Source organism: Paenibacillus sp. sptzw28, from assembly GCF_019550795.1.
Taxonomy (GTDB): domain Bacteria; phylum Bacillota; class Bacilli; order Paenibacillales; family Paenibacillaceae; genus Paenibacillus_Z.
Window position 1 is genome coordinate 5,940,140 of the sequence record NZ_CP080545.1, and the last position, 26,969, is coordinate 5,967,108.

The window sequence follows — 26,969 nt, forward strand, 5'->3', positions numbered from 1 at the left end:
CTGAATCATGACTGCAACGCCGAATTCGTTATTTAGCCGCCTTCAGGCTATTCGGCTCCGGAAAAGCAAGCAGCTTGCCTTTAGTCTGCACCACAATCATGCCGTCAGCCGAAAAGGTCGGCCCAAACACGCGGGCGTATGTTTGAAGCTGCGCTACAGGCTCCGCCTTTAACAAATCCATCGCGATCAGCTTGCCGTCCGTCTGCGCAATATACATCCCATGGCCGATAAGATCGAAGCGGGCAACCGGATTCGACCGGCCGGCATTGTAGAACACCGGGGACTTATTGATCAGCTTTACTCCGAAAATGCTTTCTCCATCGCTATAAAACAGCCTTCCTTCGTATGGACCCGCCGCATATCTGACATCGCCGCCTGCGGACGGAGAGGTGTATGTCTCCTTCTTCACTTTAACGGGATCCGCGTCCTTCGGATAGCCGTATACCTTAGAACCGATCGTGATATATACATCGTCCCCGCTGAACCAAGCACTGCCAGGCGAATAAAATTCCTGCTTGCTCAAATCCACATTCTCAGGGTTGTACTCGGTTGTCCTGACACTGCTGCCCGATTGTAGATTAAGAGTGTCGAGCGTCGTCAATATCCCTTTATCAATTATTGTCTGCTGCCGCTGTACGGTTACGGATTGGCCGTCCGCTGCTATTGGGAAGCTTACGTTCGGTTTCGACCACACCTCTTTACCGGTTGTCCGGTCAAAAGCATGCAGAACCGTATATGAGTAAGCCCCGGACTCCACATTGGACGCAAGCACACGATTGCCTGCGAACAATAGGGGACCGGGAAGGGCCTCCTTGTAGTTATCGCGCCATATCAGCGTGCCGTCCGATAGCCGGTAAGCTTGAATATCCCCATTCATTGCGATTAGCTGTCCATCCTCTGCATAGAGCCGCGATGCGCCTTTACTTGGAACGTTCGATACCCACTCCTTCTTGCCTGTGGCGGCATTAAGCGAATATACCGCACCGCTGCCCGATGCGGAGTACACCCGGCCGGCTTCATAAATAAGCGGCGCCTTCAAATCGCTGCCGTAAGACCAGAGTTTCTTGCCGGTCTTCGTCTGCACTGCCAGAAGCTTGCCGCCCTGGATTAGAAATAATTTGCCGTCGCCGGCGGCAACCATCCCTTCATTCATGGCAGGGTCGTCCGCCGGCTTGTCCATTAGAAGCGACCACTTCGGCTTCACCGCCGGCACGACAACTGTCGAGTCCAGATTGCTGCCTACATATGAGGTATGCGGATCGACCCCGGCATTTACCGCTGTTGCCGACAGCTGCGAGATGGCGGCCGCCGCTGCGACCGCTATGACAACTCCGCGCTTCAGTAGTGAGTGTTCTAACCGGAACATTGTATACCACCTCGTTCTTCTATTTTCTACTTAGACGATAAGAAATGACAAATTGTTCCTTAACCTGATAAAATACCGCATGCCCTTTCTCCGGAAACAAAATTAGCCCCCTGACGACGCAGGGGGCTAAGCGATAATCAATAATTTGTACGGTTAATCTACGGACTGTCCCGCAAATAAGGGGCTTACACGGACGGCGCAAGCTTTGAATGCCGGCATGCGGCAGGTTGGATCAAGCGCCGGATTCGTTAACTTATTCACGTTCTGAATATCGCCCCAGTGCATTGGAACGAATACCGTGTCCTCACGGATGCCGATGGAGAATCGGCTGCGGACGACAATGCTTCCCCGTTTGGATTCAAGCTTCACCAGCGCCCCGTCCTCCAGTCCATATCTGCGGGCTGCGCGCGGGTGAATTTCTACGAACGATTCGATGTCCCGCGCAGCCAGGGAGCGGCTTCTCCTGGTCTGTACGCCGGTCAAATAATGCGTGAGCACGCGGCCTGTGGTCATATTCAGAGGGTACTCATCGCACGTCTGCTCATCCGGTAGATGGTTCTGGACGGGGGTGAGCTCCGCTTTGCCGTTTGCATGGGCAAAGGAAGTCTCAAACAAGCGCCCGGCACCCGGCTCATCCAGAGACGGGCAAGGCCAGTAGACGCCTTCTTCCTTCCGCAGGCGGTTGTACGTAATGCCGAAGTAGTCGGCGATGCCGCCTCGGCTGGCGAGCCGCAGCTCGTTGAATATATCTTCCGCGGATTCAAATGTGAAATATTCCGATTTACCGAGGCGCTCTGCGATGCCGCATAGGATTTGCCAATCATGCCGCGCCTCTCCCGGCGCAGGACGGCTCGCTTCACGCAGCAGCACACGGCCTTCAAGATTGGTCATCGTGCCTTCGTTCTCCAAATACGCCGATACCGGCAATACCAAATCCGCCAGCCGCGCCGTTTCGGACATCAGCATATCGGCTACAACGAGAAAATCAAGCTTCCCCAGGCCTTCCTCCACAAAATTCGCGTTCGGATTCGATACAAGCGGATTGGAGCCTACGATAATCAGCCCGCGAATCGCCTGTTCATGCACCTTCTCCATCATTTCATATGCGGATACGCCTTTACCCGGCAGATCCTCCGGATCGACGCCCCAGACGCCGGCCACATGAGCGCGGGCCTCCGGATTATCGATCATGCGATAACCCGGCAGCTGGTCTGCCTTCTGACCGTGCTCGCGTCCGCCCTGCCCGTTCCCTTGACCGGTTACGGCGCCGTAGCCGGAGCCGGGCTTGCCGATTTTGCCGGTCATAAGCACAAGATTGAGGAAGCCCCGAACAGCCATGTAGCCGTCGCTTTGCTGCTCGACACCCCGCGCCGTAAATACCATACCTGTTGCGGCTTTGCCGTAAGCGAGCGCCGCTTTGCGGATATTATCAACGCTCACGCCCGTCAGCTCAGCTATTTCATTCAAGTCGAGCTGCTCCAAATGCGCCTTAAGCTCTGCAAAGCCGTTGGTGCGTGCGTCCAGGAAGGAGGCGTCAATAAGACCCTCCTCCAGAATGACCTTCTGGATGCCGTTGGCAAGCGCCGCATCCATTCCCGGCTTCACACGCAAATGCAAATCCGCCATTGCCGTCGTCCCCGTATCCCGGGGGTCGATGACGATGAAGTAAGCGCCGTTCTCTTTCGCCTTCGTAAAATACGGCATCAACGTAGGCTGGCACTCCGCAATGTTGGTTCCCGCAAGAATGATGCACTTCGCCAGCGGAATGTCCGAAAGCGGGTTGGTCAGCCCGCGGTCGACGCCGAACGCCTTGTTGCCTCCGGCTGCCGCAGCCGACATGCAGAACCGGCCATTGTAATCGATATATCGGGTTTGGAGCGCAACCCGGGCGAATTTGCCGAGCAAATATGCGGATTCGTTCGTAAGCGACCCGCCGCCGTAAACGCCGATGGTGTCATTACCGTAGGCGCCGCGCAGCTCACCCAATCTGCTCGCGATGAGATCAAACGCCTCATCCCACGAAACGGGGACGAAGCTGCCGCCTTGCTTGGCCAGCGGCTGCATGATGCGGTCGCCGTTCAAGGCGTGCTGGTATGCATTCATGCCCTTGATGCACAGACGCCCTTCCGATGCGGCGTTAGGCTTCGGCACAACGGTATATGACTTATGCCGGGTGATGGCATCCTGCTCCTCAATCACTTGCATCTTGCACTGCACGCTGCAAAACGGGCACTGGGTATCCATCACAACCGGTTCTATCGTTTCAATCGACGCCGCGCCTGATCCATTCATAGCTCTCACCTTATCGAAGCAGCTTCAGGCTGCTGTTGTAGTTGTTGTCCATATCCGCCATCCGCGCTAACCACTCGCTGCGCTTCCATCCGCTGGAGCAGCCCCTGACGGAGCAGCCCATCGAATAGTCCTTCGCGAAGTCCAATCAGGCCGATTCGCTCGACCCACTGCCAGGTCGCTTCGCCGAATCTCGCATCTTCGCGGTACCACTGCAGGAAGGCGGCCGCCATATTCAGCGTTCCTACCTCTTCCGGCTCCGTGCACAGCAGCTGCGCCTGCTTCAACTGACCCGCGCCGCTGCCGCTGCCGCCGACATAAATCTCCCAGCCACCGGGCGCTCCGACGATGCCTACATCCTTGGCAAGTGTCCCAGCCCGGTGAAGCGGGCTGCCGGATACGCCGATACGGATAGAAGCAGGCATTTGCAAGCCTTCCAGCCGCTGCTCGAGCAATGCGCCGAGTCGGACGGAATCCTGCACAGCACTGCGGTCGTAGCCGGGACCTGCACAGGTGGCAACAGTCTCCACCGGCCTGCCGTAAGTGGCGGAAGCCAGCGGCATTGCCAGATCGCTGCCTACAGCATGGACCGCTTCAAGCGGAATGCCGAGCAAATCAAGCTGGCCGCTGCCTGACAGCTTGACATGCGGAATGCCGTACTTGTCGATGACATCCGCTATGCGCCGCAGCTGCTGCGCGCTGGTCAGTCCGCCGTACATTCTCGGAACGATCGAATACGTTCCGTCCGCAAGCCGGCTTGCCGCCGCCGATGAGGCAGCTTCAGCCAGCCCGGCCGCAGCCAGTGCAGCAGCTTCGGCAGTTCCAGCCGCAGCGGCAGCGCCGGAAACTCCGGCGGCTGCAGCTTCAACGGCCGCTGCCGCCGCACCGGAACCTGCAACCGCAGCGCTTGCACCAATATAATAACGAAGCGCGGGACGGCATATGGCGCAGCCGCCAGCCTGCTTCCATCCAAGCTGCTGCATCGCATCTTCCTCAACCTTGAATGCGCCGCTTCGGACAGCCTCCTTCAGCTCATCGTGGCTGAAATCGGAACAGCCGCAGATCGTTTCCTTCGGCGCTTCGGCTTCCTCCGCATTCGCCAGCGTATAGCCCAGAATTGCAGAGACGAGCGGCTTGCAGCCGCCGCAGGAGCTTGAGGCCCGCGTGCATTCGCGGACCTGCTCGAACGTCTCGAGGCCGCCGCCGCGAATCGCTTCCACAATCGCGCCTTTGCTCACGCCGTTGCAGGAGCAGACGGTTTCCTTGTCCGACATGGCGCAAATGTACGAATCATCTGCAGCTCCGCCGCCGCTTGCCTGCGCTTCAAGCACCGACGCGTCGGCCTCCTGCTTGATATAGCCAAGCAGCTTGTTCCCCTCGCTGCTGTCGCCGAACAGTACCGCACCGACTATTTTGTTGTCGCGGATAGAAACTTTCTTGTATGTGCCCTTGATACCGTCGAACACTTTAATCGACGTCGTTATTTCCGAATCGCGGATTTCACCGGCGGAGAAGACATCAACACCCGACACCTTCAGCTGCGAAGCGAGAATTGAACCTTGATAAGGCTCCACGCCGGCAGCTTCACAAATGGTCTTCGCCAGCACTTTTCCCTGTTCATACAGCGGCGAGACCATGCCGTAAACCATTCCGCGATGCTCCGCGCACTCCCCGACAGCGTAAACGTTCGAAACACTGGTCTCCATGAAGTCATTCACCACAATCGCGCGGTTAGTCTCGACTCCGCTGTCGGCTGCAAGCTTGATGTTAGGCCGAACTCCTACGGCAATGACGACCAGGTCGGCATCGACCTTCGTTCCGTCCTTGAAGAGCAGCCCTTCCGCACGCTTCTTGCCGAGTATGCGCTCGGTATGCTTCTCCAGCAGAAACTTCATGCCCTGCTTTTCCAGCTCCTGCCGCATCATCCTGGCTGCGGTCGGATCAAGCTGCCGTTCCATCAAATAATCAAAAATATGAACGACATGCACATCCATCCCGAGATTGAGCAGACCCCTGGCCGCCTCAAGTCCGAGCAGACCTCCGCCGATCACGACCGCGTTCTTATACGATTTGGAAGCCGCCATCATTGTGTTGCAATCGTTAATATCACGGAAAGCCGTGACCCCCGGAAGATCTGCTCCAGGCAGCGGAAGCATGAACGGCAGCGAGCCGGTTGCCAGAATCAACCGGTCATACTGAACATTCCGTCCGTTCTCGCTGATGACCCGCCGCCGCTCCGTATCGATCTCAATGACCGGGTCGCCCGAGTAAAGCAGGATGCCGTTATCTTTATACCACTGCCAGTCGTTGATCGTAATATCGTTAACCGTCGTGTCGCCCTGCAGCACCTTGGACAGCATGATCCGGTTGTAGTTGGGATGAGGTTCACTTCCGAAAATCGTAATATCAAAAGCATCCGGTGCAAGCTTCAAGATTTCCTCGACGCATCTGACACCCGCCATACCGTTGCCCACTACTACCAATTTTTGTTTAGTCATGATTTATAAGACCCTCCATCTTCCCTTAACTAAACCTAAACCTTATCTGTCCGGTTATCCCGCTGCAGCAGCCTGCCGCTCCTGCCGCATCTGTCCCGCCAGCCGGTTCATCCATAGGCAAACGCAGGCAAAAACCATAAGCAGCACGAAGCCCAGCATGTATCCGCCCGTCGCGTTTTTAATGAGACCGAGCACAATCGGCGGGAAAAATCCGCCCAGACCTCCCGCAGCGCCGACAATCCCCGTAACTGCGCCGGTATTCGCGGACGATACCTCCGGTACCATCTTGAACACCGCGCCGTTGCCCAAACCAAGCAGGGCAGCCGTAACGAGGCACCCGACACTGAAATAAGGCAGACTCTCCAGTGAGAAAGCAAGCATCAGCGCCGTGAGTCCGGTGCCGCCGAATACAATAACAAGAACCTTTTGCGAACCCATACGGTCTGCCCAATAGCCGCCCAACGGCCGAATCAAGGTAGCCACCAGGATGAAGCCCGCTGTCTTCAGACCCGCGTCCGTCGCGGTAAGTCCGAAGCATTCCTTAAGAAAAGTCGGTAGATAGACGCTGAACGCCACGAACCCGCCGAAGGTTAAGAAATAGAATAACGAGAGCATCCATGTCGATTTGAATTTAAGGACGGACAAGGATTGCTTGAATGTTTTATGTTGTGCCGGCGCCGGCAAATCAGATGTGAAGAACCAGAAAATAACCGTCACGAGTACGATCATGATAGCCAGGCCCCAGAACACCCATGACAAACCGTAATTGGCGCTGATCACGGGAACCGTGAAGCTGGCGACTGCCCCTCCTATATTGCCCAAGCCGGCCAATCCGAGAACAAAGCCCTGCTTCTCGGGCGGATACCACCGGGAAACATAAGTCAGCGATATCGCAAACGTCGTTCCCGCCATCCCGATCATAAGCGCGCAAAGGAGCATGAAGCCGAACGAATCGGTCCATCCTGCGAGCAGCAGCGGCAGCGCAAGAAACAGCATCGTTACCGCAAAAACCTTACGCCCGCCCAATCGGTCGGTATAAATTCCCATCGGAATGCGCACAATCGATCCTAACAGGACAGGTGTCGCTATGAGTATGCTTTTCTGAACGGTAGTCAGTTGAAACAGCTCTTGAATTTTTCCGGCAATCGGCGGAAAGACATTCCAAATTACGAATGAGGCCATCATGGCAAACGTTGAAAAGATAAGGGCAAGCGCGGAACCGCGTCCTGCGGTTCCTGTTCCGGCGGACGCGGTTCCTATGTTATTTTGTCGCATGGATCTATGATCTCCTGTTCGATTAGGATGCCAAGATGCGTTCTTCTTCGATATGGAGCCACACTTCGCCGCTTGCTTCGTCGACTTCGGTCTGGAAGGTCGTCACACAGCCGTCGTCAGGCGCCTGAACAAGTCCGTCCTCCAGGTCGATCTTCCAATCATGCAGCGGGCAAAATACGTGATGGTCGCACACGATGCCCTCCGAGAGCTTACCCGCTTTATGCGGGCAGCGGTTCTCTATCGCCTTAAGCGCACCGCCCGTCAGCTTGAAGATTGCGATCTCGAGCGAGCCGATGTTAACGACCCGCGCCCGCTTCTCGTTGATTTCCGTGATGTTGCCGATATGGATCCGTTTCATATGCATGCTCATCCTTTCTATTTGAGAACCGATTCCGTCGTCTCGGAAACAATCGGTACGAATGTGGCGTTAAGCTCCTGCTCCTCGATAATTTCTTTCCATGGATCCTGCATCAGAGAAAGCGTCTTGTCGATTCTATCATTCAGCGCGTCCCGGTCTTCTTTCTTGTCGAGAGCGGCTTTGACGGTATCAAGACCGACACGCTCGATCCACTCCGACGTCCGTTCGCCGTATTTGCCCGTTTCGCGGTAATGCTGCAGGTAGGCGCCCGACCATTCGAGCACTTCTTCCTCCGTCTTCACCTTGCACAGCAGATCCGTGGCCCGCAGCTTCGTGCCTCCGTTGCCGCCGACATGCAGCTCCCAGCCGCCGTCGATTGCTACGACGCCGAAGTCCTTGATCGTCGATTCCGCACAGTTCCGCGGGCAGCCGGATACGGCCATTTTCACCTTCGCCGGCGTATTGAGCCGCTCGAACCTTTTCTCCAGCTCGATGCCCATGCCGATCGAGTCCTGCGTACCGAAGCGACAGAACGACGAGCCTACGCATGTTTTCACGGTGCGGAGCGCTTTGCCGTAAGCGTAGCCTGACGGCATATCGAGATCCGACCACATCTTCGGAAGGTCTTCCTTCTTCACACCGAGCAGGTCGATCCGCTGACCGCCTGTCAGCTTCACGAGCGGTACGTTGTACTTGACCGCCACGGTCGCTATCCGCTGCAGATCCTCCGGCGTCGTTACGCCGCCGTACATCCGCGGCACGACCGAGTATGTGCCGTCCTTCTGGATATTCGCATGGTTGCGCTCATTGACGAACCGGGACTCTCTTTCTTCCTCATGCTCTTCCGGCCATACCATGCCCAGATAGTAGTTGAGCGCCGGGCGGCACTTGGAACAGCCTTCGGGATTCGACCATTCCAGCACGTTCATGACTTCCTTCGAAGTCGTCAGCTCCATGCTGCGAATCGCTTCAACAACTTCGTCGCGTCCGAGCGTGGTGCAGCCGCAGATACCTTCCTTGACCGTCTTCACGCCGTCCGCGCCGAGCACATAAGTCAGAACATCGGCCACGAGCGGTTTACAGCCGCCGCAAGAGCCTGAAGCTTTGGTGCAGGCTTTAATGTCGTTAACGCTGGCACAGCCTTTATCATTAATGGCGCTAACAATCGCACCCTTGGAAACGCCGTTACACCCGCAGACGATTTCATCGTCGCTCATCGAGGCCACCATATCCGCTCCGGACTTGGCCGAGCCGCCGACCGCCGCGCCGAGCAGCGTTTCCTGCTCTTTGCCGGTAACGTCTTCTCCGGCACGGATCATCTTGAACAACCGGGAGCCGTCCGAGATGTCGCCGAACAATACCGCACCGACCACTTTACCATTTCTAAGAACGATTTTCTTATAAAGACCGGCCAGATCGTCCTGCAGTCGGATAGAACGCGTATCGGTGCTGTCCGTGAAATCTCCCGCCGAGAACACGTCTACGCCGGATACTTTCAGCTTCGTGGATACGACCGAGCCGTGATAGCCTTCGGTTTCGACGGCGGCCAGGCGCTTGGCGATGACAGCGCCCTGCTCGTACAGCGGCGCTACCAGACCGTATGCAATGCCCCGGTGCTCGGCGCATTCGCCGACTGAGTAAACGTTCGGAATGTTCGTTTCCATGAAGTCGTTAACCACGATACCGCGGTTAATCTCTACCCCGCTGCTCTTAGCAAGCGCGATGTTAGGGCGGATGCCGACCGCCATAACAACGAGGTCCGCCTGTTCTTCATGGCCGTCGGTGAAGCGTACGCCCGTAACCCGTTTCTTACCGAGAATTTGCTCGGTGTTCTTGGCAAGCAGAAACTTCATCCCCTGCTGTTCCAGCTCGCGCTGCAGCATGATCGCCGCCGTCTGGTCCAGCTGTCTTTCCATAAGGTAAGGATTGATATGGACTACCGATACTTCCATGTTAAGGTTGAGCAAGCCGCGCGCGGCTTCGAGCCCGAGCAGGCCGCCGCCGATAACGATCGCTTTCTTGTATTTCTTCGCCGTCTCGATCATCGTCTCGCAGTCTTTAATATCGCGGAAGGCGATGACGCCTTCCTTGTCCGCTCCCGGGAGCGGAAGCATGAAGGGCAGTGAACCCGTTGCAATAATTAATTCATCGTACGGAACGCTGATGCCGCCATCCGTACTCACGAGCTTGCGCTGCGTATCGATTGCATTTACCGTTTGCCCCGTGTGCAGCGTTATATGGTTTTCTTCGTACCAGGACCAGTCGTTAATGACGATATCCTTCATATCCGCGTCGCCCGCAAGAACGGAGGACAACAGAATCCGGTTATAGTTAGGGTGCGGCTCGCTTCCGAAAATCGTAATGTCGTAGCGGCTCGGAGCCAGCTTCAACAACTGCTCGATACAATTTACGCCGGCCATCCCGTTGCCAATCAATACTAATTTTTTCTTCATGTAAGCCACATCCCCACTCAAGATATCTAACATGACAAGTAACATATAATTGCATTTAAAGTTTACGACGATTTACGTGTTATAATTGTTAACATGTTATAAATCTTACTTTACATCAATAGTTCGTATTTTTCAATCAATTATTAGATAAGAGTTTGTTATAACCTGCCTATGTTTTGCTTATGCGAACGTTATATGTTACATGATACGTTAATGTTCGTTAATTTACTGAAAACGCTGCCATCTGGCCTCCACACTGAAACTGCGCCATCCGCCTTCTCAATGTTATTTTATATCACACATTTCCGCTCTGCTCCTCCGACTCCAAAATAATTTACGATTTATCCGATAAAAGCGAAAACAAAGAGCCGGACCCAAGGCGACCCGGCTCTAATTCGCTATCTTTTTGTTAAACAATCACAATTTCAACTATGCGGTGGAATTAGGTTCCAGACCGGCAGCCGAGCATTTTAAGTATCATTAGGGGTGAACAACCAGGAAATTAATTCGCAAAACCGTCCACACCTTGTCTTTGCAATTCGTGCACCACAAGATCGGCAAGCACTGCAGCGCCTTGACGGTTAAAATGTGGAAAGTCGTGAGATTCCTCATTTTTGATTATTAATTCAATTGTGAAGTGAATCAATTGGATTACATAAACAAAAAAAGGTAATGCAAAAGGTGCTATAATGACGAGGAAAAGCGCCATAAAGAGCCATTTAAAAAATCGGTTCAAGAGGCAGACCTGCTTTCCGAGAATCTCATAAGAAGAGTTTAGCATGGCTATCTGAACCTCTTTACATGAACAATTTCTTCCACTGCATACGCCTTAACAATTTGGACCAATTGTATTGTGGTAACGAACAGCGCATAGAGTAAATAAAGTTTATTTGGTTTTTTTTGGGGGGTATAATGTACTTTTTATTTTGGACTTTGGTTCTGATTATCGGCGTATTCCTACTCTACAAAAACCGTGAAAAAGACGAGGAAATGTTGGCATTAAAGTTTTTGAGATATTTTTTCCTCGGGACTTTTAGCTTATATCAACGGACTTGCCATCCCGCTAGGATTTATCATCAGCTTATTTATGAAACCGGGTTCAAACCAAGGCGTGAAACGAGGAGCTGCCATCTTTGGTCTGGTGATGATGATTATAGGACATATCATTAGATGAGTCGGGTTATACTGATCGTCGCCGTAACAAGGCTGCCAGTCCCGCGGTAGCCTTGTGTTGCAGCTTCATAAGCACTTATTGTCAGTAACAATATAAAACGCTTCCGCCTACGACATCTTTGTAGCTGGCATCCATGTGAATAGAGATTAATAATTTGATTCTGGTAAGCTCGTCGTCCATAGTCTTTTAAGATATAAAAAAATTAGGGCGAAAATGATTACAATAACAATTGAATTAATATAAGTATTGAGTATAAACTCAACAGAACTTCCAATAATTAAAGGAGTGATACTGAATATGAGGTTATTTAAAATATGAACAACTATAGGGACGAGTAAGGAATTAGTCTTAAGAATTAAAAGAGATAGTACTATACTAAATATAAATTTCCCAAGTATATCTGCATGCAGCAATGAAAACACAATTGAACTAAGTATTATCGCTCTCTTCGGGCCCCATTTTGATGACCATCTTTGCAATAATACACGACGAAAGTATATTTCCTCTATTATAGGAGCAATAAAGAGAACAATCAGCAAACTAATTATATCTTCAACAGACGTCGTCCTCCACGAGAAATTTCTAAAACTTATTTCTGTAGTTGAATTAGTTCCAAAATTAAAAAATTTCAATTGAATTAAATAAGAAAACACATGAATAAATACCATAATAATGGTTGCCTGAAAAATAGTTATAAATCGGTGTCCATTAAGATTTTCACCAATTAAATCTTTTCCTATTACACCTAGTTTCTTAAAATGGAAAAACATCCACCCTGCCCATGTACCGTACAATACGAATTGGTAAATGTTCCAAAGATGTTGAGATATTTCGTTATTAATGTTTAATAATGAAAGAGCTACTGAGACAGTCAGAAGCAATAGTGCTCCAATTGCAAAATATAAAAACCTTAATGATTTGAACTGTTCTGATTTTTTCATTAATTTTCCCCTCGTAAAAAAGGCATTGTGGTGAAATCAATATTGAGTAGCTTAAATTTAATAATAAATAGATGTGTCTATTAATGCAATTCGACTAGATGTGTATTAATGCAATTCGACAAATGCTTTACTTATTTACAAAAATGGTTTTAGGTAGTACTATAAATTAAGAAAATTTTCCTAAATAATTGCTACGCGTAGCTATTGACATTACTTTCGGAAGGGATGATAGGCCAAATGTCATGGATAAATCCTAGAGATGTACTAACCAAAACAGTAAGTGCAGTAGTAAAAACAGTAAATACTGCTAATAAAATCGAAAAACAAGTAGCGAATACTGTAGACAAAGTAGCAACTGAAGTTGGAAATTCACTGCAAAACAGCGCAAAAGGTATTGTTAATGGCTGGGGAATAGTTGGTGGCGGGGGAGCAAGTGCGATTAATGATGCCAGAAACGGCGTTCCCAAGCCAATCGCAGTTGCAAATGCAGTGAAGGGTGCAGGAATTGGTATGGTAGGAGAACTTGTTGTAAAAACTGGTGCTGATTTAGCCAAAAAAGCTTATAGCTACTTCACTGGAAGTAAATAAAAAATGAGGCACACTATTTTCATCTGTGATAGTGTGCCTTTTCTAGAGGTAAAACATGACGAAATCACTCTATTTTTACTCCGAACTACCTTTAAATAGTGTACATCTGTTATTCTTAAACAAAGAACATCAGCAGACTGTCGAAAAAATGGTAACAAATGACAATATGACATGGACTATTAATGTGTTATCACCAGATGATATAAAATGTTATGTTTTTATAGCCAATGAAACATACTGGATCTGTGACAAATCTAAAGAATTAATCATGGTGAATGGATATTGGTACTCAAATTTTAATTCAAAAATAAGTGACAATGAAAAGATTACAGTTGGCAATACATATTTTTGTAAAGATTTTAATAGCGTAGATTTTTCTCCAATAGGGAAAGCGAGTACTTTTTCAAATATAGATACGATTATGGGCTTTTGGGCTGAACTTAAAAACGTTAAACATGACACAATAATATACTTTCAATTAATTGAACCTAACGGTGCTCTCGCTGTAATGACTTTTGAAAAACTAATAGTTAGACCAGAGAACACTAATATCTTTTATTTTGGATTTCAAATAAATCAGTATATAGAACAAGGTAATTGGAAATTTAGGCTCATATATAATGATTTAGTTTTAACTGAAAAGGAATGTCATTTTAGAAAAATAAATAATACTTATCGAATCAACAGTGCATATAACAATTCGCCGAGCCATATTGACAAAAAGTATTGAATAAGAGGAGTGCCCGTGAAGAGTTTAGTTAGATACTACTGGTTATTGCTTTTACTATCCACTCTTTGTACCTTGTGGTTCTCATTCCTATCTTTACCAATATATTTTCTTTGTATGATTCTTAAACCAACAAAATCATTACTATTTGTCAAATGCATTCTGACAAGTGTAACCTTCTTTTTTCTGTACCAACATTATTATAATACCGTCACATTAGAGAATAAAATTATTACAACTATAATCATTATTGTCATACCTTTCATAACAAAATTCTTAGAAAAAAATATATAAAAGATCAACTCTTTCGTTAACAATGGGTTTTGACCGAAATAACCAATAGTGTACTGCGAACCCAGTTGTTCAACAGTCGGCGAATCACTTGTTAGAGTTTCCAATCATATTTGAATGAGACAGCAGCCGTGGGTGGCTAAACTATTTCGAGGTGAATCCGCATAGTCTACTAAGAAACAATGGAAACAAGTGCGGCGAAGTTCAAGATGTTCATCAGACCTCCCACGGTAAGACAATTCACTTTCCTTCCATGTAGCCACATCATTTACACTGGGTAGTTAACTCGGACTTCGCTTTGTTATGCAAACTCATCCCATATCCTGTGCCTGATGATGTTCGTGTTCCTTGGGTCGGAATTTTGCATCCTGCTTCCTTCAGATTTCACCTCGCGATGGACACCCTTGCTCTTGGCTAGTGGTTGGCAACTACAAGCCACCACAGTGGACTTTTACCACCTGGTTAATCGCCACGCGTGGCGCACATAGAAAAAGAGCATCCTGGGGATGCTCTCTCGGGGTATATGAAGCCGCTAACCTGAACTAGCGATAACCCTTGATAAATTCGACCGCCCGGCGTATATCGACCTCCGGCTTGGAGCCGACCTCACGCTCGATAGTCAAATATCCGGTATACCCGATCTCATTCAGCGCCGCGAAGTACGCATTGAAATCGACCCCACCCTCTCCCAGCGGCACTTCTTCGAAATCCGCCCCGGACGCCGCCATTTCGGCGATGTGCTCATGGCTCATTTCCTGGTAGCCGAGGAAGCCGTATACTTTGCGCGGGTCGACAACGCGAAGCCGCTTGCCATCCTTCACGTGCGTATGCACAATATAATCCTTTAACGTCTTAACGCCCTGAACAGGATCGTCGCCCGTAACCATGACCATATTGGCCGGATCGAAGTTGACGGAAACGCCGTTCGTGCTTAGCGTGTCCAGGAAACCCTTCAGATGCGCCGCTGTTTCCGGTCCGGTCTCAATGGCAAAGTAAGCATTCATGCTCTTCGCATATCGGCCAAGCTCTTCGCAGGCCTGCTGCATCGCTTCGTAAATCGCTCCGTCCCGGTCGCCGGGGACAATGCCGATGTGCGTCGTGACGATGTTCGTGCCGAGCTCCACGGCAAGGTCGAGAATCCGCTTGGATTGTTCGACTTTGACCGGATTGGCCGTACGGTCCTGGAAGCCGTGCCCGCCGAGATCGCCGCAGAGCGCCGAAATGTCGAGCCCGAGTCCGTCAATCACAGAGCGCAGCTCGCGTCTTGCCTGCGGCGACAGATTGGCAGGGTCCATCTCGCCGGAAACGGCGTAAATCTGCACGCCTTCGGCGCCGACCTCCTTGGCTTTGATTAATCCCTGACGCACTCCGATCCCGAAGCTGTCGACGATCACACCGATTTTATTAGTCAATTTAACCATGTGCTGCATCCCCTCCCTCTCGCGTCAAAAGTGAACTTCCGTACCTTTCTCGGCCGACTCGTAAATAGCGCAAAGGATCTTGGTGATTTCCACTCCGTCCTGTACCGGGCTCAGCGTCTCTTTCCGGCCGAGGCAGCTGTCTACGAAATATCCGATTTCATTCGCAAACGCCTGGTTAAAATCAAATCCGGCATGGTCGACCTGCGGGCTGACATTGATAATTGTATCGTGCCGCTCTGTAATGACTGCGAGCTCCGGTTCGATCTCCGCGCCGCCCTTGTCACCGTACAATTTGACCGCCAGCTCGTCTTTCTTGGCATGAAGTGTAAAGCTGACGTCGACGAACAGCGAAGCGCCGTTCTCGAACCTTATAAGTGCGTTGGCCATATCCTCGACATCGTTCAGCGCTGCGTCATAATCCGCCGCTTTATAGAAGGAAAGATTCTGAATGTGAGCACGGTTTCCAAGCTTCCGGTAGGTGTTGCCGCTGACGGATTTCACCTTCGGCCTGCCCATCAGATACCAGCACAGATCGATCACATGCACGCCAATGTCGATAAGCGGACCGCCGCCGGAACGCTCGGCATCTGCAAACCAACCGCCGGGATTCCCGCGTCTGCGCAGGCAAGAAGCTTTGGCATAATAGATTTCGCCAAGATCTCCGCCATCAAGAAAACGGCGCAAAACCTCCGTATTTGAGGCGTAACGGCGGACAAAACCGACCTGAAACACCTTCCCCGCACGGCTCACCGCTTCCTCGACCTTCAGTGCATCCGGAACCGTCTTACACAGAGGCTTCTCACATAGTACATGCTTGCCGGCTTCAAGCGCGGCGATGCTGATCTCGGCATGGCTGTTGTTCCAGGTGCAAATGCTTACGGCATCGATTTCCGGGTCGGCGAGCAGTTCACGGTAATCGGTGTATACCTTGGACGCACCGTACTTCGCAGCCGCTTCCTTCGCCCGCGACTCATTCAAGTCGCAAACTGCCACAAGAGCGGCATCCGGGTTCGACGCGTACGCGTCCAGATGCAATCCGGAAATCGAGCCTGTGCCGATTACTCCGACTTTCAATTTCGCATTGTTAATATTTGCTGTCATATATCCTACCCTTCCCCCGCAGGTCTGCATGCGGATATAATAAATTCATGAACATGATGATTAATACAATGGACCGGGTATTCATGATAGAAATCGCCTTCATGCATACAATAACACGGCCTGACTTGAGGGAGAATGCACGAAATGCCAACATACATGGATTATATGATCAGTTCTCTGCCGATCCGAACATTTGACTGCATGGTCGATCGGAGCAAGCTGAAGATCAAGTCGCTGACGGTTGCCAATGCCGGACATTTGCCTGGCAGGACGCTCCAGCGAAACAGCGCTATTTTCGATCGATGGGCGTTTGTTTACATTAGTTCAGGGCGGGGTTATTATCAGGCGGGCATCGGTCCTCGGCAAACGGTAGAGGCCGGTTCGCTGTTTTGCCTGTTTCCAAACACTGTCTTCCACTACGGCCCTGATGAGGATGGATTCTGGGACGAGTACTATTTCTCTATCGAGGGGGACCGTATTCGCGAGTGGTTGACCGATTGGTTTCCTCAGCCTGGGCTGGTAAAGCAGATCGGAGTGGAGGATACCTTCTTCAGTAAAATGGAAATGGTGTTTAAACTAATGGAGATCGGAGTCCCGGCCAATCAGGATCGTGCGGCTCTGACGCTCGAGTCACTCCTTTACGAAATGGCGGTGCGCGCCCGTCAGCCGGAAATCGGCAGCCGCAGCCTGTTCATCCACAAGCTGATCGACGGTCTGTCAGATTCAATCTACCAGCCGCTGGACAGCGCCGCGGTGGCGGCGCAGCATCACATTTCGATACCGACGCTGAGGCGGATGGTCCACGATTACACAGGCTTCCCGCTAGGTGAATTCATGCACCGGCTCAAGATGTCCGAGGCGAAGAAGCTGCTGCTTAACACGGACAAAACGGTGAAAGAGATCGCCGCTATGCTCGGATATGCCGACGTATTCTACTTTTCCCGTTTATTCAAGAAATATGTGGATGCCGCCCCGCGGACGTACCGCAACCGCATGGGATGAACAGCGCGTCAGCTCCGGATGATGGACGCCGCGAGCGGCAGGTTCGAAGCGAGATCCAAACAGACGGACAGCTCGCTCAAGTGGTGAATTTAGCGTACACAACAAAGAACAGCGTCACTTCTCCAATTACCAAATAGTTCGGGACGAGGAGCAGCAAATCCAATGTAAAAAAGACGCCGAGCAGCCCTAATAAAACCGCCAGATGATATTTCCCGAGTCTTTGATGTGCTTGTCTATATTTGTGGAAGACCAACAAGGTTGAAAAAAAATAGAGCAATACAGACCCGAAAACAAAGCATAACATAAACAAATAATTCAGTTGTTCCAAGAATAACAATTGGATCGACGCTGCGATCATACACATGGATAAATAAATGAACAAATGGCCATATATTATGGTTTGCCCGGCGGTCTCTAAAGTCTTGTTCACTTTCTTCTCCACATTGTCAAAATACTGCCACCACATCGCAATGATTAAAACAAAAGTTATTGCCGCAAATAGAACAGAGTGCCACGTCCAGCGGCTGGACTGCAATACTGCAAGGATACTGATTACCGATTCACCGAGAAGAATGAGTGTAAACAGCGAGAAGCGTTCCAATAAATGATGAGTATTTATAGGGCTTTTCACCAAGTACTTCCGGCCGATCAGCGGCAGCAAAATGTCTATGATGATTCCCGCATACAATACTGCGTATCGAATCCACGAGTCAAAAAAAAGCGAGGAAGAAGATACCGCCAGACCAATCCAAAAGCGGCTTCCCAAATAACGGGCTGCGGCCTTTTGATGCGCTTCTTCTTTCTTATGCACCGCAAGATATTGAATGGCCGTCATCGCTCTTAAACCGAGATAGCCAATCAAGAATGGAATATAATATTGATCGAAATCGACCGAAAGGCTGGCCGTCATTATCAATACAAAAAATAATTGCAGAATCAAAAATATCCGGTGTGATAAGACATCCCTTCCGAACCGGTTTACAAAGAGAGATTGACCGACCCAAGCCCACCAGATCGGAATAAATATAAGAACGAATTTGCTTAAGTATTCGACCGGTATCGAACCGTGTTCGACATGCAGCAGGACATGACTCGCTTTCGAAACCGCCGCCACAAATAGAAGATCGTAAAATAGTTCCAGCCAGGTGACTTTCTTCTCGGCGAATGCTTTACTTTGTAAAAATCCCGATGCGTCTTTATTCATCGTTTTCTCCCTTGGTTCGAATGTCGGATCCCCCGATTACAGCACTTGAAGTGAACGAATGGTATCTAAATGGACTTCTCCAAGGACCTTCTCATATTGTTTATGGGAGGAAATCGTTATACGCAGGAACACCCTGCCTCCCCCAAGCTCGTAGGAACCGACTAAACTGTGCTCCGAAAAGTGAGTTTCTTGAGGATCAATATTCAAGATTCCAAACTTTTGAGAAGCAGCGTGAAATAGATGCTTATGATATTGTTCCAACATAATCCCTCCCGAAAGACATCAACGCAGCCCTGAAAGATAATTCATGCTGCCAGGAATCAGGAGCGGCCGAAAACTCGCCTAAGTCCGGTTCGGCCGGAACGATGCAGTACAATTTCGGCCGCCTGCAGACGAAGCGCTTCATTCTCATGCTGCAGCATCTCTTCGAGCACAAGATAGGCTTTGAGCTGCAGCTCATCATCCCTCTTGCTTCGAAAATGAACGGAAAAGCGGCTTACCTCCAGGCTGCGCTTCTTGAAATCCGCGAGGAGCCAAGTATGCTTATGCCGATGCCGCTGTTCCGCCTGCTGCGCTTGATGAAACTGCTCAAATTGATAAGGGTGCATTCCCATCATGTTTCTTCCTCCTCATTAACTCGTGTATTCTTCTCCTTAGACTCCCCGGAATCGTTGTCAGAGACCGCGAAACGCGGCTCGTCGATTTGCAAGCCTAATGCAGAGAAGTAGTACCACTTCGTATCGTCTCTGCCCTCCTTATCCTCCATCTCGCTTAACTCATCGATCAGGCTGCGGAAGCGGACAAGCCAGTCCGTAAATTGGTCTTCCCTGACGCGTATTTCGGCCTGCAGCGTTATACGTGGGCGTCGGTCCGGATTTTCATCGTTTTTCTGAAAAGCTTCCTCCGGCGCTGAAATAACGCGAAGCCGCGCCCGATTCAACACCTCAAGCATGCTTTGCCTGTAGTAGTCGCCCACTTCCACGGCATACGGAAGCAGGTCCTCCGCGGGCCTGAAGCTGTAGGCTACCGAACGGTAAAATTTCTGAATGATGCCGTTCTTGGCTTCCGTGCGGATCACCTTAATAAAACCGAATTTCTCAAGCTCATTTAAATGATAGTGGATCTTGGCGCGGGGGATCTCCAGGCCTTGCGCAATTTGCTGACCGGTGTAAGAACCCTCGATAAGCATATTCAGTATTTTGATGCGAAACGGGTCGCTGAGCGCCTTCAGCTGGTCGTAATCGGTAATAATAAAGTACTGTTGCATTTCATTCACACATCCTATTCATTTTACACGGTCAAATTTATTTACTCATATAATAAAATGTGACGGTAGATATTGTCAATCCCAATTATTTCACTTGCCGCTCAAAGCTTATATAAAAAGAGAACATCTCCCGGCATGGGCTATGTTCTCCAGATTGTATCTCAATTGTAAATGAAAGCACATTTCAGCATACAGCATTTATATAGGTCTTCTCCGATGTCGGCCCCTTGGACGAATTCACTTGGTCAGGACTAGTCTCTCTCCACCAAATCGCGCTGCAGGTAGCCTTCTAATACATTAGTGATTTCAAACACCGTATGAGCCAAATCGTAATTTTCGAAGGCATGCTCGCACTTCGACTGGTAGGCCATGTCGGTCTCGTAATGACTAAGGCGATCCGCGATGATATCCTCGCTCTGGCCCTCTTCTCTTTGCCGTTCTTCGACCGTCTGCCGGTCGGCGTAAATGAACAACCGGATAACATGGTCCCCGTACGTTTGCTTTAATATCTCCGCGCCCTCTGGATTAAGGATCAGATAGATGCATCCATTGTTCTGGAAGCTGCGGCTGATGTCGTTCTCCCGCAGGCCGTAACGATTGCCGCTGATGGTAACGCTTTCGATGAAATCGCAGCTGGCATCGAGCGCCTCGTACAATTCGGGAGTGATGAAATGGTAATCCTGGCCGTTAACTTCCCCCGGTCTCGGCTTGCGAGTCGCATAAGAGAGCACCTTCGTAAGACCAAGAGTAGAGCCGACGCTGTCCGCAATCGTCTTACGTCCGGAGCCGTCCGGCCCTGTAAATACGAAAATGAGTTCGCGATCCTTCAGTTCAACCATCTTCTCAACCTCCTTCTATAGTCTTATTATAAACAAATTGGTTAAAATCGGCAATAATCCTTCATTTTTGTGAATAAAAATTAATTTTACTAATAATTTCGCTTGTTTTCGCAGTTTTTCGCAATGGTACATGCTTGAAAAAGGCCAAACTCTCGGCGAATCCTTATCAAAGCCAGACATTCATCGCTGCTTAGACGAATACGATGTAAGAGATGCAATGGGCAGTAAGCAATAACCCTAAGGAGGAAAACAATGCAAATTCACGTTGTAGAGTCAGGTCAGTCGCTGTTTCGAATTGCTCAAACCTACGACATACCTGTCAGTGATATTACGGAAGCCAATGAAATATCCCCGGCTGATACGCTCGTTGTCGGACAGGCTCTCGTCATACCGATCGTCGGCCGGTATTATTGGGTGCAGCCGGGAGACACTTTGACCTCTATCGCACAACGATTCGGTACCACCGTAGCGACCTTGGCATCCGTTAACAGGCTGGATCCCGGCGGAATCTTGAGCGTCGGCTTACGCCTCTACATACCGCCGGTACCCAAGCGCAGTGCGGAAATTAACGCTTACATCGAACCGCGGGGAACCACAGTATCGGCTGCCCTCATCCAATCGGCGAGAGAGGCGGCGCCTCATCTGACCTACCTTGCTCCATTCAGCTTCCGGATCAATCGCGACGGAACATTGACAGCGCCGCCGCTCGGTAATCTGCGGACAATTGCAGAGCAGAACAACGTTACCCTGATGATGGTCGTCACCAATCTGGAAGAGGATCAATTCAGCGCCGAGCTGGGGCGGATTATTCTGACTGACGAGCAGATTCAGAACCGGCTGCTGGATACCATCATCGAAACGGCCAACCGGCTTAATTTTCGCGATATTCATTTCGATATTGAGCATTTGCGCCCGGAGGACAGAGCAGCGTACAACCGCTTTCTGCGCAAAGCGGCGGCCCGCATTCATCAACAAGGATTCTTGATGTCCACTGCCCTGGCACCCAAAACAAGCGCAACTCAGGTAGGCGAATGGTACGAGGCTCACGATTATAAGGCCCATGGGGAAATCGCCGATTTCGTCGTCATCATGACGTATGAGTGGGGCTACAGCGGTGGACCGCCTATGGCGGTATCGCCAATCGGTCCGGTAAGGGATGTCCTGGAATATGCGATCAGCGAAATGCCCGCTTCCAAGATCATGATGGGTCAAAATCTGTACGGCTACGACTGGACATTGCCTTATGTCCCCGGCGGCCCCTATGCGAGAGCGCTCAGTCCGCAGCAAGCCATCGCTCTTGCACGCACTCGCAATGCGAGGATCGAATACGATACCGAGGCGCAGGCTCCGTTCTTCCGGTATTGGGATGATAACCGCAAAGAACATATCGTCTGGTTCGAGGACGCCCGTTCGATCCAGGCCAAGTTCAATTTGCTCAAGGAGCTCGGCTTACGCGGGATCAGCTACTGGAAGCTTGGCCTCAGCTTCCCGCAGAACTGGCTGCTCATCGACGACAATTTCAATGTCGTGAAGCGTCCGGCGGCGGCCGGGCAGTCCTGATCCTTCCCACAGCCAAGAAAGGGACCCTTCGCGGGTCCCTTTATCTGTTCGCATGCTTACGCTTCAATCTCCCCGAATGAATGTGCTTACATTTGAACTCATATCAACTATAGCTTCCGCAATTATTAAATTGGATGTTTGTTTTTCAACCGTGTATTTATTAAGAAGTTCATTGGTTTCGGCCTCGTCTGGTCATGCCCGGCGGTTACGCGGCCGGTGGCATTAGATCTGGTCTAGGGTATGAAATCGGCGGTTATCTTTTGTACCGCGCGGCCTCAAGTCGCATGCCTTCCCCGCCTAAAGCCCAGAAGCAAAAACCGCCGCAGGACCGTTTTGCGAGAATCCCCTGTGCTCTAGAATAAAGCTATAGAAACGACGAATGATGAATGATTTGAAGGGAGATTTAAGCGATGAACAAATTATATCGCTCCAGAACGGACAGCAAGGTCTCGGGCTTATGCGGCGGGATCGGCCAGTACCTCGGCATCGATTCAACAATAGTGAGGCTGCTCATGATCGTACTCGCTGTGTTCAGCTTGGGAACCATCGTGCTGATTTACTTGGTCGCCAGCGTCATTGTTCCCAAGGCGCCCTACGAGGAATTCGCAGGTTATGATCCGTTTCGATTCAACCATTACAATTAGCTCAGCCGTCAACAAACCGACATAACAAAGGAGAATGAACAATGGGAGTATTAAACAGACTTATCGATATGACGAAAGCAGCCGTAAACGAGCTGATGGATAAGCTTGAAGATCCGGCGATGATGTTGAACCATTATGTACGCAATATGCAGGGTGAAATCGATGCGGCGCAGGCCGAGCTTCATAAGCAGGAGGCCATGGTTCGAGGATTTCAGCAGCAATCGGAGGAAGCGGCGCGTCTTGCCGATCTGTACGACGCGAAAGCGCTGGAGGCGATGGCTGCCGGTTATGAGGCGAGCGCCCGGGAGGCCCTTGCGGCAAAGCTGCATTACGCCGAGAAATCGCGCGAATATAGCGCCTGGCTCGAGAGCGCGAAGTCCCGAATCGCCGAGCTGACGCGCCGGATCGAAGAGGCCAAAGCGGAGCTGTCCGTCATGCAGAAGAAGCGCGACGAGCTCATTACCCGCGTGCAGCAAACGGCGGCTAAAACCCATCAAGCGATGCCCAGCTTCAGCTGCGGCTTTGATGAAGGATCGGCGTCGCGCGGGTTTCAGCGCATGGAAGAGAAGATTCTGCAGTGGGAAGCTCATGCCGAGCTGAGAAGAACGCCTTACGGTTATAACTATGCTGGCGCTCCGGCAGCAGCCGGCACTGTTTCCGAGCAAGCTGCCGATCCATCGAAGGAAGCTCTGATCAATGAGCAGCTGGAGCAGCTGCGTAAACGGATGCCTGCAGCGGAATAAAGTCGCAGCAAATCCGTTCCCGGTGGAATGCATATACCTCTCATATAAAGAAAACGAGCGTGAGGATTCTCACGCTCGTTTCTTTATGCCGTTAAAAGTACCCACCGGGATCAACAATTTGCAGCATCAATGCCGTCAAATCATTGCGTGAATCCTTCTTCCCGCAAGTACTCCTCGGCTTCTTCATAAGTTTCAAAAACCATTTCCAGATTAAGGCCCGCGTAAATGTACCACAAGCCGTCCTCAAGTCTAAGGTCCAGCGATTGACTATCCGGACCGGTCCATCTCGCGCCCTGTCCGTCGTCGCTCCGGGCTGCTTTCTTTCTTTTGCTTATCGCGGGCGCCTCCGGAACTTTAATGGATAGCGAACGGATCGACTCGCCAATCAGCTCACGCAGAGCATCCGCGTCCAATTCACGGATGTTGACGAAGCCCTTCTCGTCGGTCTCATACCCCCGCAGCAGCCCTGCATAAACGAAGCCATTGCCGTTCGGGTGCAGATGAAAGACAACGATCTTCTTATCGTGTGCGCTTTCTTCATAATGGAAGTTGACGCGTCCAAGCGAAACGTCCCGCCGCTGCAGCTCGGGAAAAGTCTCGATAATCGCAAGCTTTTGTTCAAAACTAAGCATCAATGCCTCCGCGGTATAGTTCATTTTTGCTGGTGATTATATCATACCGCTTGCTTGCGATACAAATTTAATATGTCGGCGGCAAAAGAAAAAGGCCGCCCCTCTGACCAACCTGCAGGTCAGTATCCGAATGGGGACAGCCTTCGTATATATCAGGCAGTCGCTTTACGAAGCAGTAAATAGGAAGTCAATGCATATACGGCAACTGGTGGAATCAACCACAGAGCAAGCCCGAATGCATTTTGATCCGCCACCCATATCCATATATTGTCCCACCAACCCAAGAACGTAATCGAATACCCTGCAATTGTGAAGATGAGAAATGACCCAATTGAGAACACATACATGCCGAGCCGGCCAAACCGCCGGTGGACGCTGGATATGGCGAACCCGAGATAATAGGCGTGCAGCAATAAAATAAAGAAGATGAACAGATTCTGGGGAGCCGAACCATCACTCAAATAAGGAAGGTTGAAAAAATGCAGCTCAGTGCTCCACGCATCCGTCCATTTCTCAATGAGCGATAAGATGAGCAGCAGAATCGCCGTGGCCGCACTGGCCAGTACAATCATCGAGGCCGTTCCGATATAAAAATCCTTTCGACGCACACTCAGACCGAGTGCAAAAGGGAAGGTTTGCGTCAAGGTGAGAATACCGGCGACAAGCATATATATCAGAATCGAGAAAAGTCCGCCTGTATATATCGGTTCTTCAGTTAGCGAGCCGATTATCAGATTCACCAGAAAGCTGGACATTAAAATGATCGAAGGAATATAGAACCACATCCACTTGTCGCGAAGATGCATTTGTAATACGCCTGCCGCTCGATTCATCGTACATTCGCCGCCTTTCTTTCGGAATTTCCGTTCGTCAGATGGACGATCAGCTGCTGCAAGGATACCGGAGCGATCTCCAGACCCAGCAATTCGGCTTCCTTCCGGTCCAGCGCATCCAAATTCCCCATAACGGTAATTGAAGCCATTCCACCAAGCAGTGAGCGGTCAATGATGTCTTTGCCAGCTGTGAAGGAATCAACCTTGGGTGCCGACCCCATAACAGTAAACGCCCGGCTGCGAAGCGCTTCGGCGTCCTCGTTCATGATCAGCCTGCCGTTATCAATGACTATGACATGCTCCAAGATCCGGCTAACCTCATCGATCAGATGTGTCGACAGAAGGACGGTTCGCGGATGCTCCGCATAATCTTCGATCAAACGGTCGTAAAACAAGCTTCTGGCCACGGCATCAAGACCCAAGTAGGGTTCATCGAAAATAGTAAGCGGCGATCGGCTGGCGAGACCGACGATAATCCCGACCGAGGAGAGCATTCCTCTGGACAGCTTCTTCATTTTGCGCTTGAGCGGAAGCCGAAACTCATCAGCCAGCGAATATGCAAGGTCCCGCTCCCAGTTGGGAAATAAAATTGCGGACGTCTCAAGCACGTCAACAACGCGAAAGCTGTCCGGATACTTCTGGCTTTCTTTGATGAAGCATATCCGGCTGAGTACACGGTTATTCTCATATGGGTTTTCGCCAAACACCTTCAGCTCTCCGCTTGTGGCAAACAGCTGTGCCGTGAGCATATGCATGATTGTCGTCTTACCTGCGCCGTTTCTACCGAGCAAGCCGTAAATTTTATCCGGCTCCAGTGTAAAGCTGACCTCATTCACCGCAGCTGCACTTCCGTATGACTTAGTTAACCGGGTCACTTCGACAACACTATTCATTGTGATGTATCCCCTCTCTTGATCATATCCGTCAATTGTTCCGCCGTGATCCCGAGCTTCTTGGATTCGCGGATCATCGTCACGACATACTGCTCGAAAAACAGCTCTTTCCTTTTCTCCATCAATTCCGCCCGGGCGCCCTCCGCCACAAACATGCCAATCCCTCGCTTTTTGTACAAAATACCTTGATCCACGAGCAAATTCACGCCTTTAGCCGCCGTAGCCGGATTGATCTGGTAGAAGGCTGCAAATTGAGTCGTCGAAGGAACCTGCGATTCCTCCGGCAAAATCCCTTCAATGATGTCATCCTCGATCCGTTCGGCAATTTGCATGAAAATCGGGCGTCCTTCATCGATAACTAATCCCATCACCACACCACCACATTGGTTAGTTACTTGTGTAACTAACTATATAACCGTTCAGAATCTTTGTCAACAATTATTTTCCCTTTTTTCTCCATCTCAGTTGGCTGTTGGTATTTATGCCTTATAAGCCGTTTTCCCAGCAATTATTTGGGGTAAACTAATACAATCCCAATACGATGAAGGCGGCGAATCACATGAGTAAGGATCAAACGGAACATGACGAAAATAACGAAATATATAACGATACCTCCAATACAGATGCAGGAATTAATACGCCGAAGGAACGCGAAGATTCCAGTCCGTTGGATATGGTCAGCGGCGCCGTAAAGGAGATGGTTGATAACGTACAGCGGGCGTTCGGAGGCGATCCGCAGCCGGATAATAAGGAAACGGACTCCTATAAAAGATAGAATCCTTCGCATGAAGGAACGAAGCTATCGAGACGGAAACGGCTAGTGCCTACCTTGCAGCCGAATTGTTTCAAAAAAAAACCAGCTGCGGCAAC

26 protein-coding genes are annotated in these 26,969 nt (G+C 50.4%); 7 read left to right on the forward strand and 19 right to left on the reverse strand.

Translation table 11 applies throughout. The annotated features are described in order from the left end of the window. Positions 1 to 28: 28 nt before the first annotated feature. The 8 genes from KZ483_RS27570 to KZ483_RS27605 all read right to left on the reverse strand — a co-directional run bounded on the left by KZ483_RS27570 (position 29) and on the right by KZ483_RS27605 (position 12,354). Positions 29 to 1,366 carry a PQQ-binding-like beta-propeller repeat protein gene (locus KZ483_RS27570; protein WP_220350673.1) on the reverse strand — a complete coding sequence of 446 codons (1,338 nt, stop codon included), beginning with the start codon at positions 1,364 to 1,366 and terminating at the stop codon, positions 29 to 31. Between the two features lie 153 nt (positions 1,367 to 1,519). Then, positions 1,520 to 3,658 carry an assimilatory nitrate reductase catalytic subunit NasC gene (locus KZ483_RS27575; RefSeq protein WP_220353731.1) on the reverse strand — a complete coding sequence of 713 codons (2,139 nt, stop codon included), beginning with the start codon at positions 3,656 to 3,658 and terminating at the stop codon, positions 1,520 to 1,522. A 5-nt stretch (positions 3,659 to 3,663) separates the two neighbouring features. Next, the gene (nirB, locus tag KZ483_RS27580; RefSeq protein ID WP_220350674.1) at positions 3,664 to 6,153 is read right to left on the reverse strand and encodes a nitrite reductase large subunit NirB; all 2,490 of its coding nucleotides are present in this window, start codon (positions 6,151 to 6,153) and stop codon (positions 3,664 to 3,666) included. A 54-nt stretch (positions 6,154 to 6,207) separates the two neighbouring features. Next, the gene (locus tag KZ483_RS27585) at positions 6,208 to 7,338 is read right to left on the reverse strand and encodes an MFS transporter (protein ID WP_397376234.1); all 1,131 of its coding nucleotides are present in this window, start codon (positions 7,336 to 7,338) and stop codon (positions 6,208 to 6,210) included. 112 nt (positions 7,339 to 7,450) lie between these two features. Continuing rightward, positions 7,451 to 7,786: a nitrite reductase small subunit NirD gene (nirD, locus tag KZ483_RS27590; RefSeq protein ID WP_220350676.1), complete on the reverse strand. Its 336-nt coding sequence runs from the start codon at positions 7,784 to 7,786 to the stop codon at positions 7,451 to 7,453. 17 nt (positions 7,787 to 7,803) lie between these two features. After that, the gene (gene nirB / locus KZ483_RS27595; RefSeq protein WP_220350677.1) at positions 7,804 to 10,239 is read right to left on the reverse strand and encodes a nitrite reductase large subunit NirB; all 2,436 of its coding nucleotides are present in this window, start codon (positions 10,237 to 10,239) and stop codon (positions 7,804 to 7,806) included. Between the two features lie 502 nt (positions 10,240 to 10,741). Beyond that, positions 10,742 to 10,975 carry a hypothetical protein gene (locus tag KZ483_RS27600; protein ID WP_220350678.1) on the reverse strand — a complete coding sequence of 78 codons (234 nt, stop codon included), beginning with the start codon at positions 10,973 to 10,975 and terminating at the stop codon, positions 10,742 to 10,744. A 584-nt stretch (positions 10,976 to 11,559) separates the two neighbouring features. Continuing rightward, positions 11,560 to 12,354, reverse strand: a complete 795-nt coding sequence (locus KZ483_RS27605; RefSeq protein ID WP_220350679.1) for a CPBP family intramembrane glutamic endopeptidase — start codon at positions 12,352 to 12,354, stop codon at positions 11,560 to 11,562. 237 nt (positions 12,355 to 12,591) lie between these two features. Between KZ483_RS27605 and KZ483_RS27610 the strand changes: the two genes are divergently transcribed. Next, positions 12,592 to 12,942, forward strand: a complete 351-nt coding sequence (locus KZ483_RS27610; protein ID WP_220350680.1) for a hypothetical protein — start codon at positions 12,592 to 12,594, stop codon at positions 12,940 to 12,942. A gap of 55 nt (positions 12,943 to 12,997) precedes the next feature. Further along, entirely contained in the window at positions 12,998 to 13,672 is a 675-nt protein-coding gene (locus tag KZ483_RS27615) for a hypothetical protein (protein ID WP_220350681.1), read from the forward strand. A gap of 830 nt (positions 13,673 to 14,502) precedes the next feature. Here KZ483_RS27615 and KZ483_RS27620 read toward each other — a convergent pair. Together KZ483_RS27620 and KZ483_RS27625 are read right to left on the reverse strand one after the other, a co-directional pair. Then, positions 14,503 to 15,381: a sugar phosphate isomerase/epimerase family protein gene (locus KZ483_RS27620; protein WP_220350682.1), complete on the reverse strand. Its 879-nt coding sequence runs from the start codon at positions 15,379 to 15,381 to the stop codon at positions 14,503 to 14,505. A gap of 24 nt (positions 15,382 to 15,405) precedes the next feature. Further along, a complete protein-coding gene (locus KZ483_RS27625) occupies positions 15,406 to 16,482 on the reverse strand; it encodes a Gfo/Idh/MocA family protein (protein WP_220350683.1) in 1,077 nt (358 codons plus the stop codon). A 144-nt stretch (positions 16,483 to 16,626) separates the two neighbouring features. Here KZ483_RS27625 and KZ483_RS27630 point away from each other — a divergent pair, with 144 nt between their 5' ends. Then, positions 16,627 to 17,484 carry a helix-turn-helix transcriptional regulator gene (locus KZ483_RS27630; protein ID WP_220350684.1) on the forward strand — a complete coding sequence of 286 codons (858 nt, stop codon included), beginning with the start codon at positions 16,627 to 16,629 and terminating at the stop codon, positions 17,482 to 17,484. Between the two features lie 76 nt (positions 17,485 to 17,560). Here KZ483_RS27630 and KZ483_RS27635 read toward each other — a convergent pair whose 3' ends face one another. From KZ483_RS27635 to KZ483_RS27655, 5 genes are all read right to left on the reverse strand, one after another. Beyond that, on the reverse strand, positions 17,561 to 18,688 hold the full coding sequence (locus KZ483_RS27635; protein WP_220350685.1) for a low temperature requirement protein A: 1,128 nt from the start codon (positions 18,686 to 18,688) through the stop codon (positions 17,561 to 17,563). 36 nt (positions 18,689 to 18,724) lie between these two features. Further along, positions 18,725 to 18,952, reverse strand: coding sequence for a hypothetical protein (locus KZ483_RS27640; protein ID WP_220350686.1), 228 nt, complete (start codon positions 18,950 to 18,952; stop codon positions 18,725 to 18,727). A 56-nt stretch (positions 18,953 to 19,008) separates the two neighbouring features. Next, the gene (locus KZ483_RS27645) at positions 19,009 to 19,305 is read right to left on the reverse strand and encodes a hypothetical protein (protein ID WP_220350687.1); all 297 of its coding nucleotides are present in this window, start codon (positions 19,303 to 19,305) and stop codon (positions 19,009 to 19,011) included. Continuing rightward, a complete protein-coding gene (locus KZ483_RS27650) occupies positions 19,302 to 19,955 on the reverse strand; it encodes an ArsR/SmtB family transcription factor (RefSeq protein ID WP_220350688.1) in 654 nt (217 codons plus the stop codon). Before KZ483_RS27650 ends, KZ483_RS27645 begins: the two co-directional genes overlap by 4 nt. 251 nt (positions 19,956 to 20,206) lie before the next feature. Continuing rightward, positions 20,207 to 20,794: a guanylate kinase gene (locus tag KZ483_RS27655; protein ID WP_220350689.1), complete on the reverse strand. Its 588-nt coding sequence runs from the start codon at positions 20,792 to 20,794 to the stop codon at positions 20,207 to 20,209. Positions 20,795 to 21,046: 252 nt separating this feature from the next. Between KZ483_RS27655 and KZ483_RS27660 the strand changes: the two genes are divergently transcribed. The 3 genes from KZ483_RS27660 (at position 21,047) to KZ483_RS27670 (ending at position 23,741) form a co-directional block, all read left to right on the forward strand. Beyond that, positions 21,047 to 22,354 (forward strand): glycoside hydrolase family 18 protein, encoded by a 1,308-nt coding sequence (locus KZ483_RS27660; RefSeq protein ID WP_220350690.1) that lies wholly within the window; start codon positions 21,047 to 21,049, stop codon positions 22,352 to 22,354. A 410-nt stretch (positions 22,355 to 22,764) separates the two neighbouring features. After that, on the forward strand, positions 22,765 to 22,998 hold the full coding sequence (locus KZ483_RS27665) for a PspC domain-containing protein (RefSeq protein ID WP_220350691.1): 234 nt from the start codon (positions 22,765 to 22,767) through the stop codon (positions 22,996 to 22,998). Positions 22,999 to 23,039: 41 nt separating this feature from the next. Further along, positions 23,040 to 23,741, forward strand: a complete 702-nt coding sequence (locus KZ483_RS27670) for a PspA/IM30 family protein (protein WP_220350692.1) — start codon at positions 23,040 to 23,042, stop codon at positions 23,739 to 23,741. 140 nt (positions 23,742 to 23,881) lie between these two features. Here KZ483_RS27670 and KZ483_RS27675 read toward each other — a convergent pair whose 3' ends face one another. The 4 genes from KZ483_RS27675 to KZ483_RS27690 all read right to left on the reverse strand — a co-directional run bounded on the left by KZ483_RS27675 (position 23,882) and on the right by KZ483_RS27690 (position 26,467). Then, a complete protein-coding gene (locus KZ483_RS27675) occupies positions 23,882 to 24,373 on the reverse strand; it encodes a hypothetical protein (protein ID WP_220353732.1) in 492 nt (163 codons plus the stop codon). A gap of 152 nt (positions 24,374 to 24,525) precedes the next feature. Further along, positions 24,526 to 25,206 (reverse strand): hypothetical protein, encoded by a 681-nt coding sequence (locus KZ483_RS27680; protein ID WP_220350693.1) that lies wholly within the window; start codon positions 25,204 to 25,206, stop codon positions 24,526 to 24,528. Further along, positions 25,203 to 26,099: an ABC transporter ATP-binding protein gene (locus KZ483_RS27685; RefSeq protein ID WP_220350694.1), complete on the reverse strand. Its 897-nt coding sequence runs from the start codon at positions 26,097 to 26,099 to the stop codon at positions 25,203 to 25,205. Before KZ483_RS27685 ends, KZ483_RS27680 begins: the two co-directional genes overlap by 4 nt. Beyond that, positions 26,096 to 26,467, reverse strand: a complete 372-nt coding sequence (locus KZ483_RS27690; RefSeq protein ID WP_220350695.1) for a GntR family transcriptional regulator — start codon at positions 26,465 to 26,467, stop codon at positions 26,096 to 26,098. The genes KZ483_RS27685 and KZ483_RS27690 overlap by 4 nt, the downstream gene beginning before the upstream one ends. Before the next feature lie 191 nt (positions 26,468 to 26,658). On the opposite strand from KZ483_RS27690, the gene KZ483_RS27695 reads away from it, so the two are divergent. Next, positions 26,659 to 26,874, forward strand: a complete 216-nt coding sequence (locus tag KZ483_RS27695; protein ID WP_220350696.1) for a hypothetical protein — start codon at positions 26,659 to 26,661, stop codon at positions 26,872 to 26,874. Positions 26,875 to 26,969 lie beyond the last annotated feature (95 nt).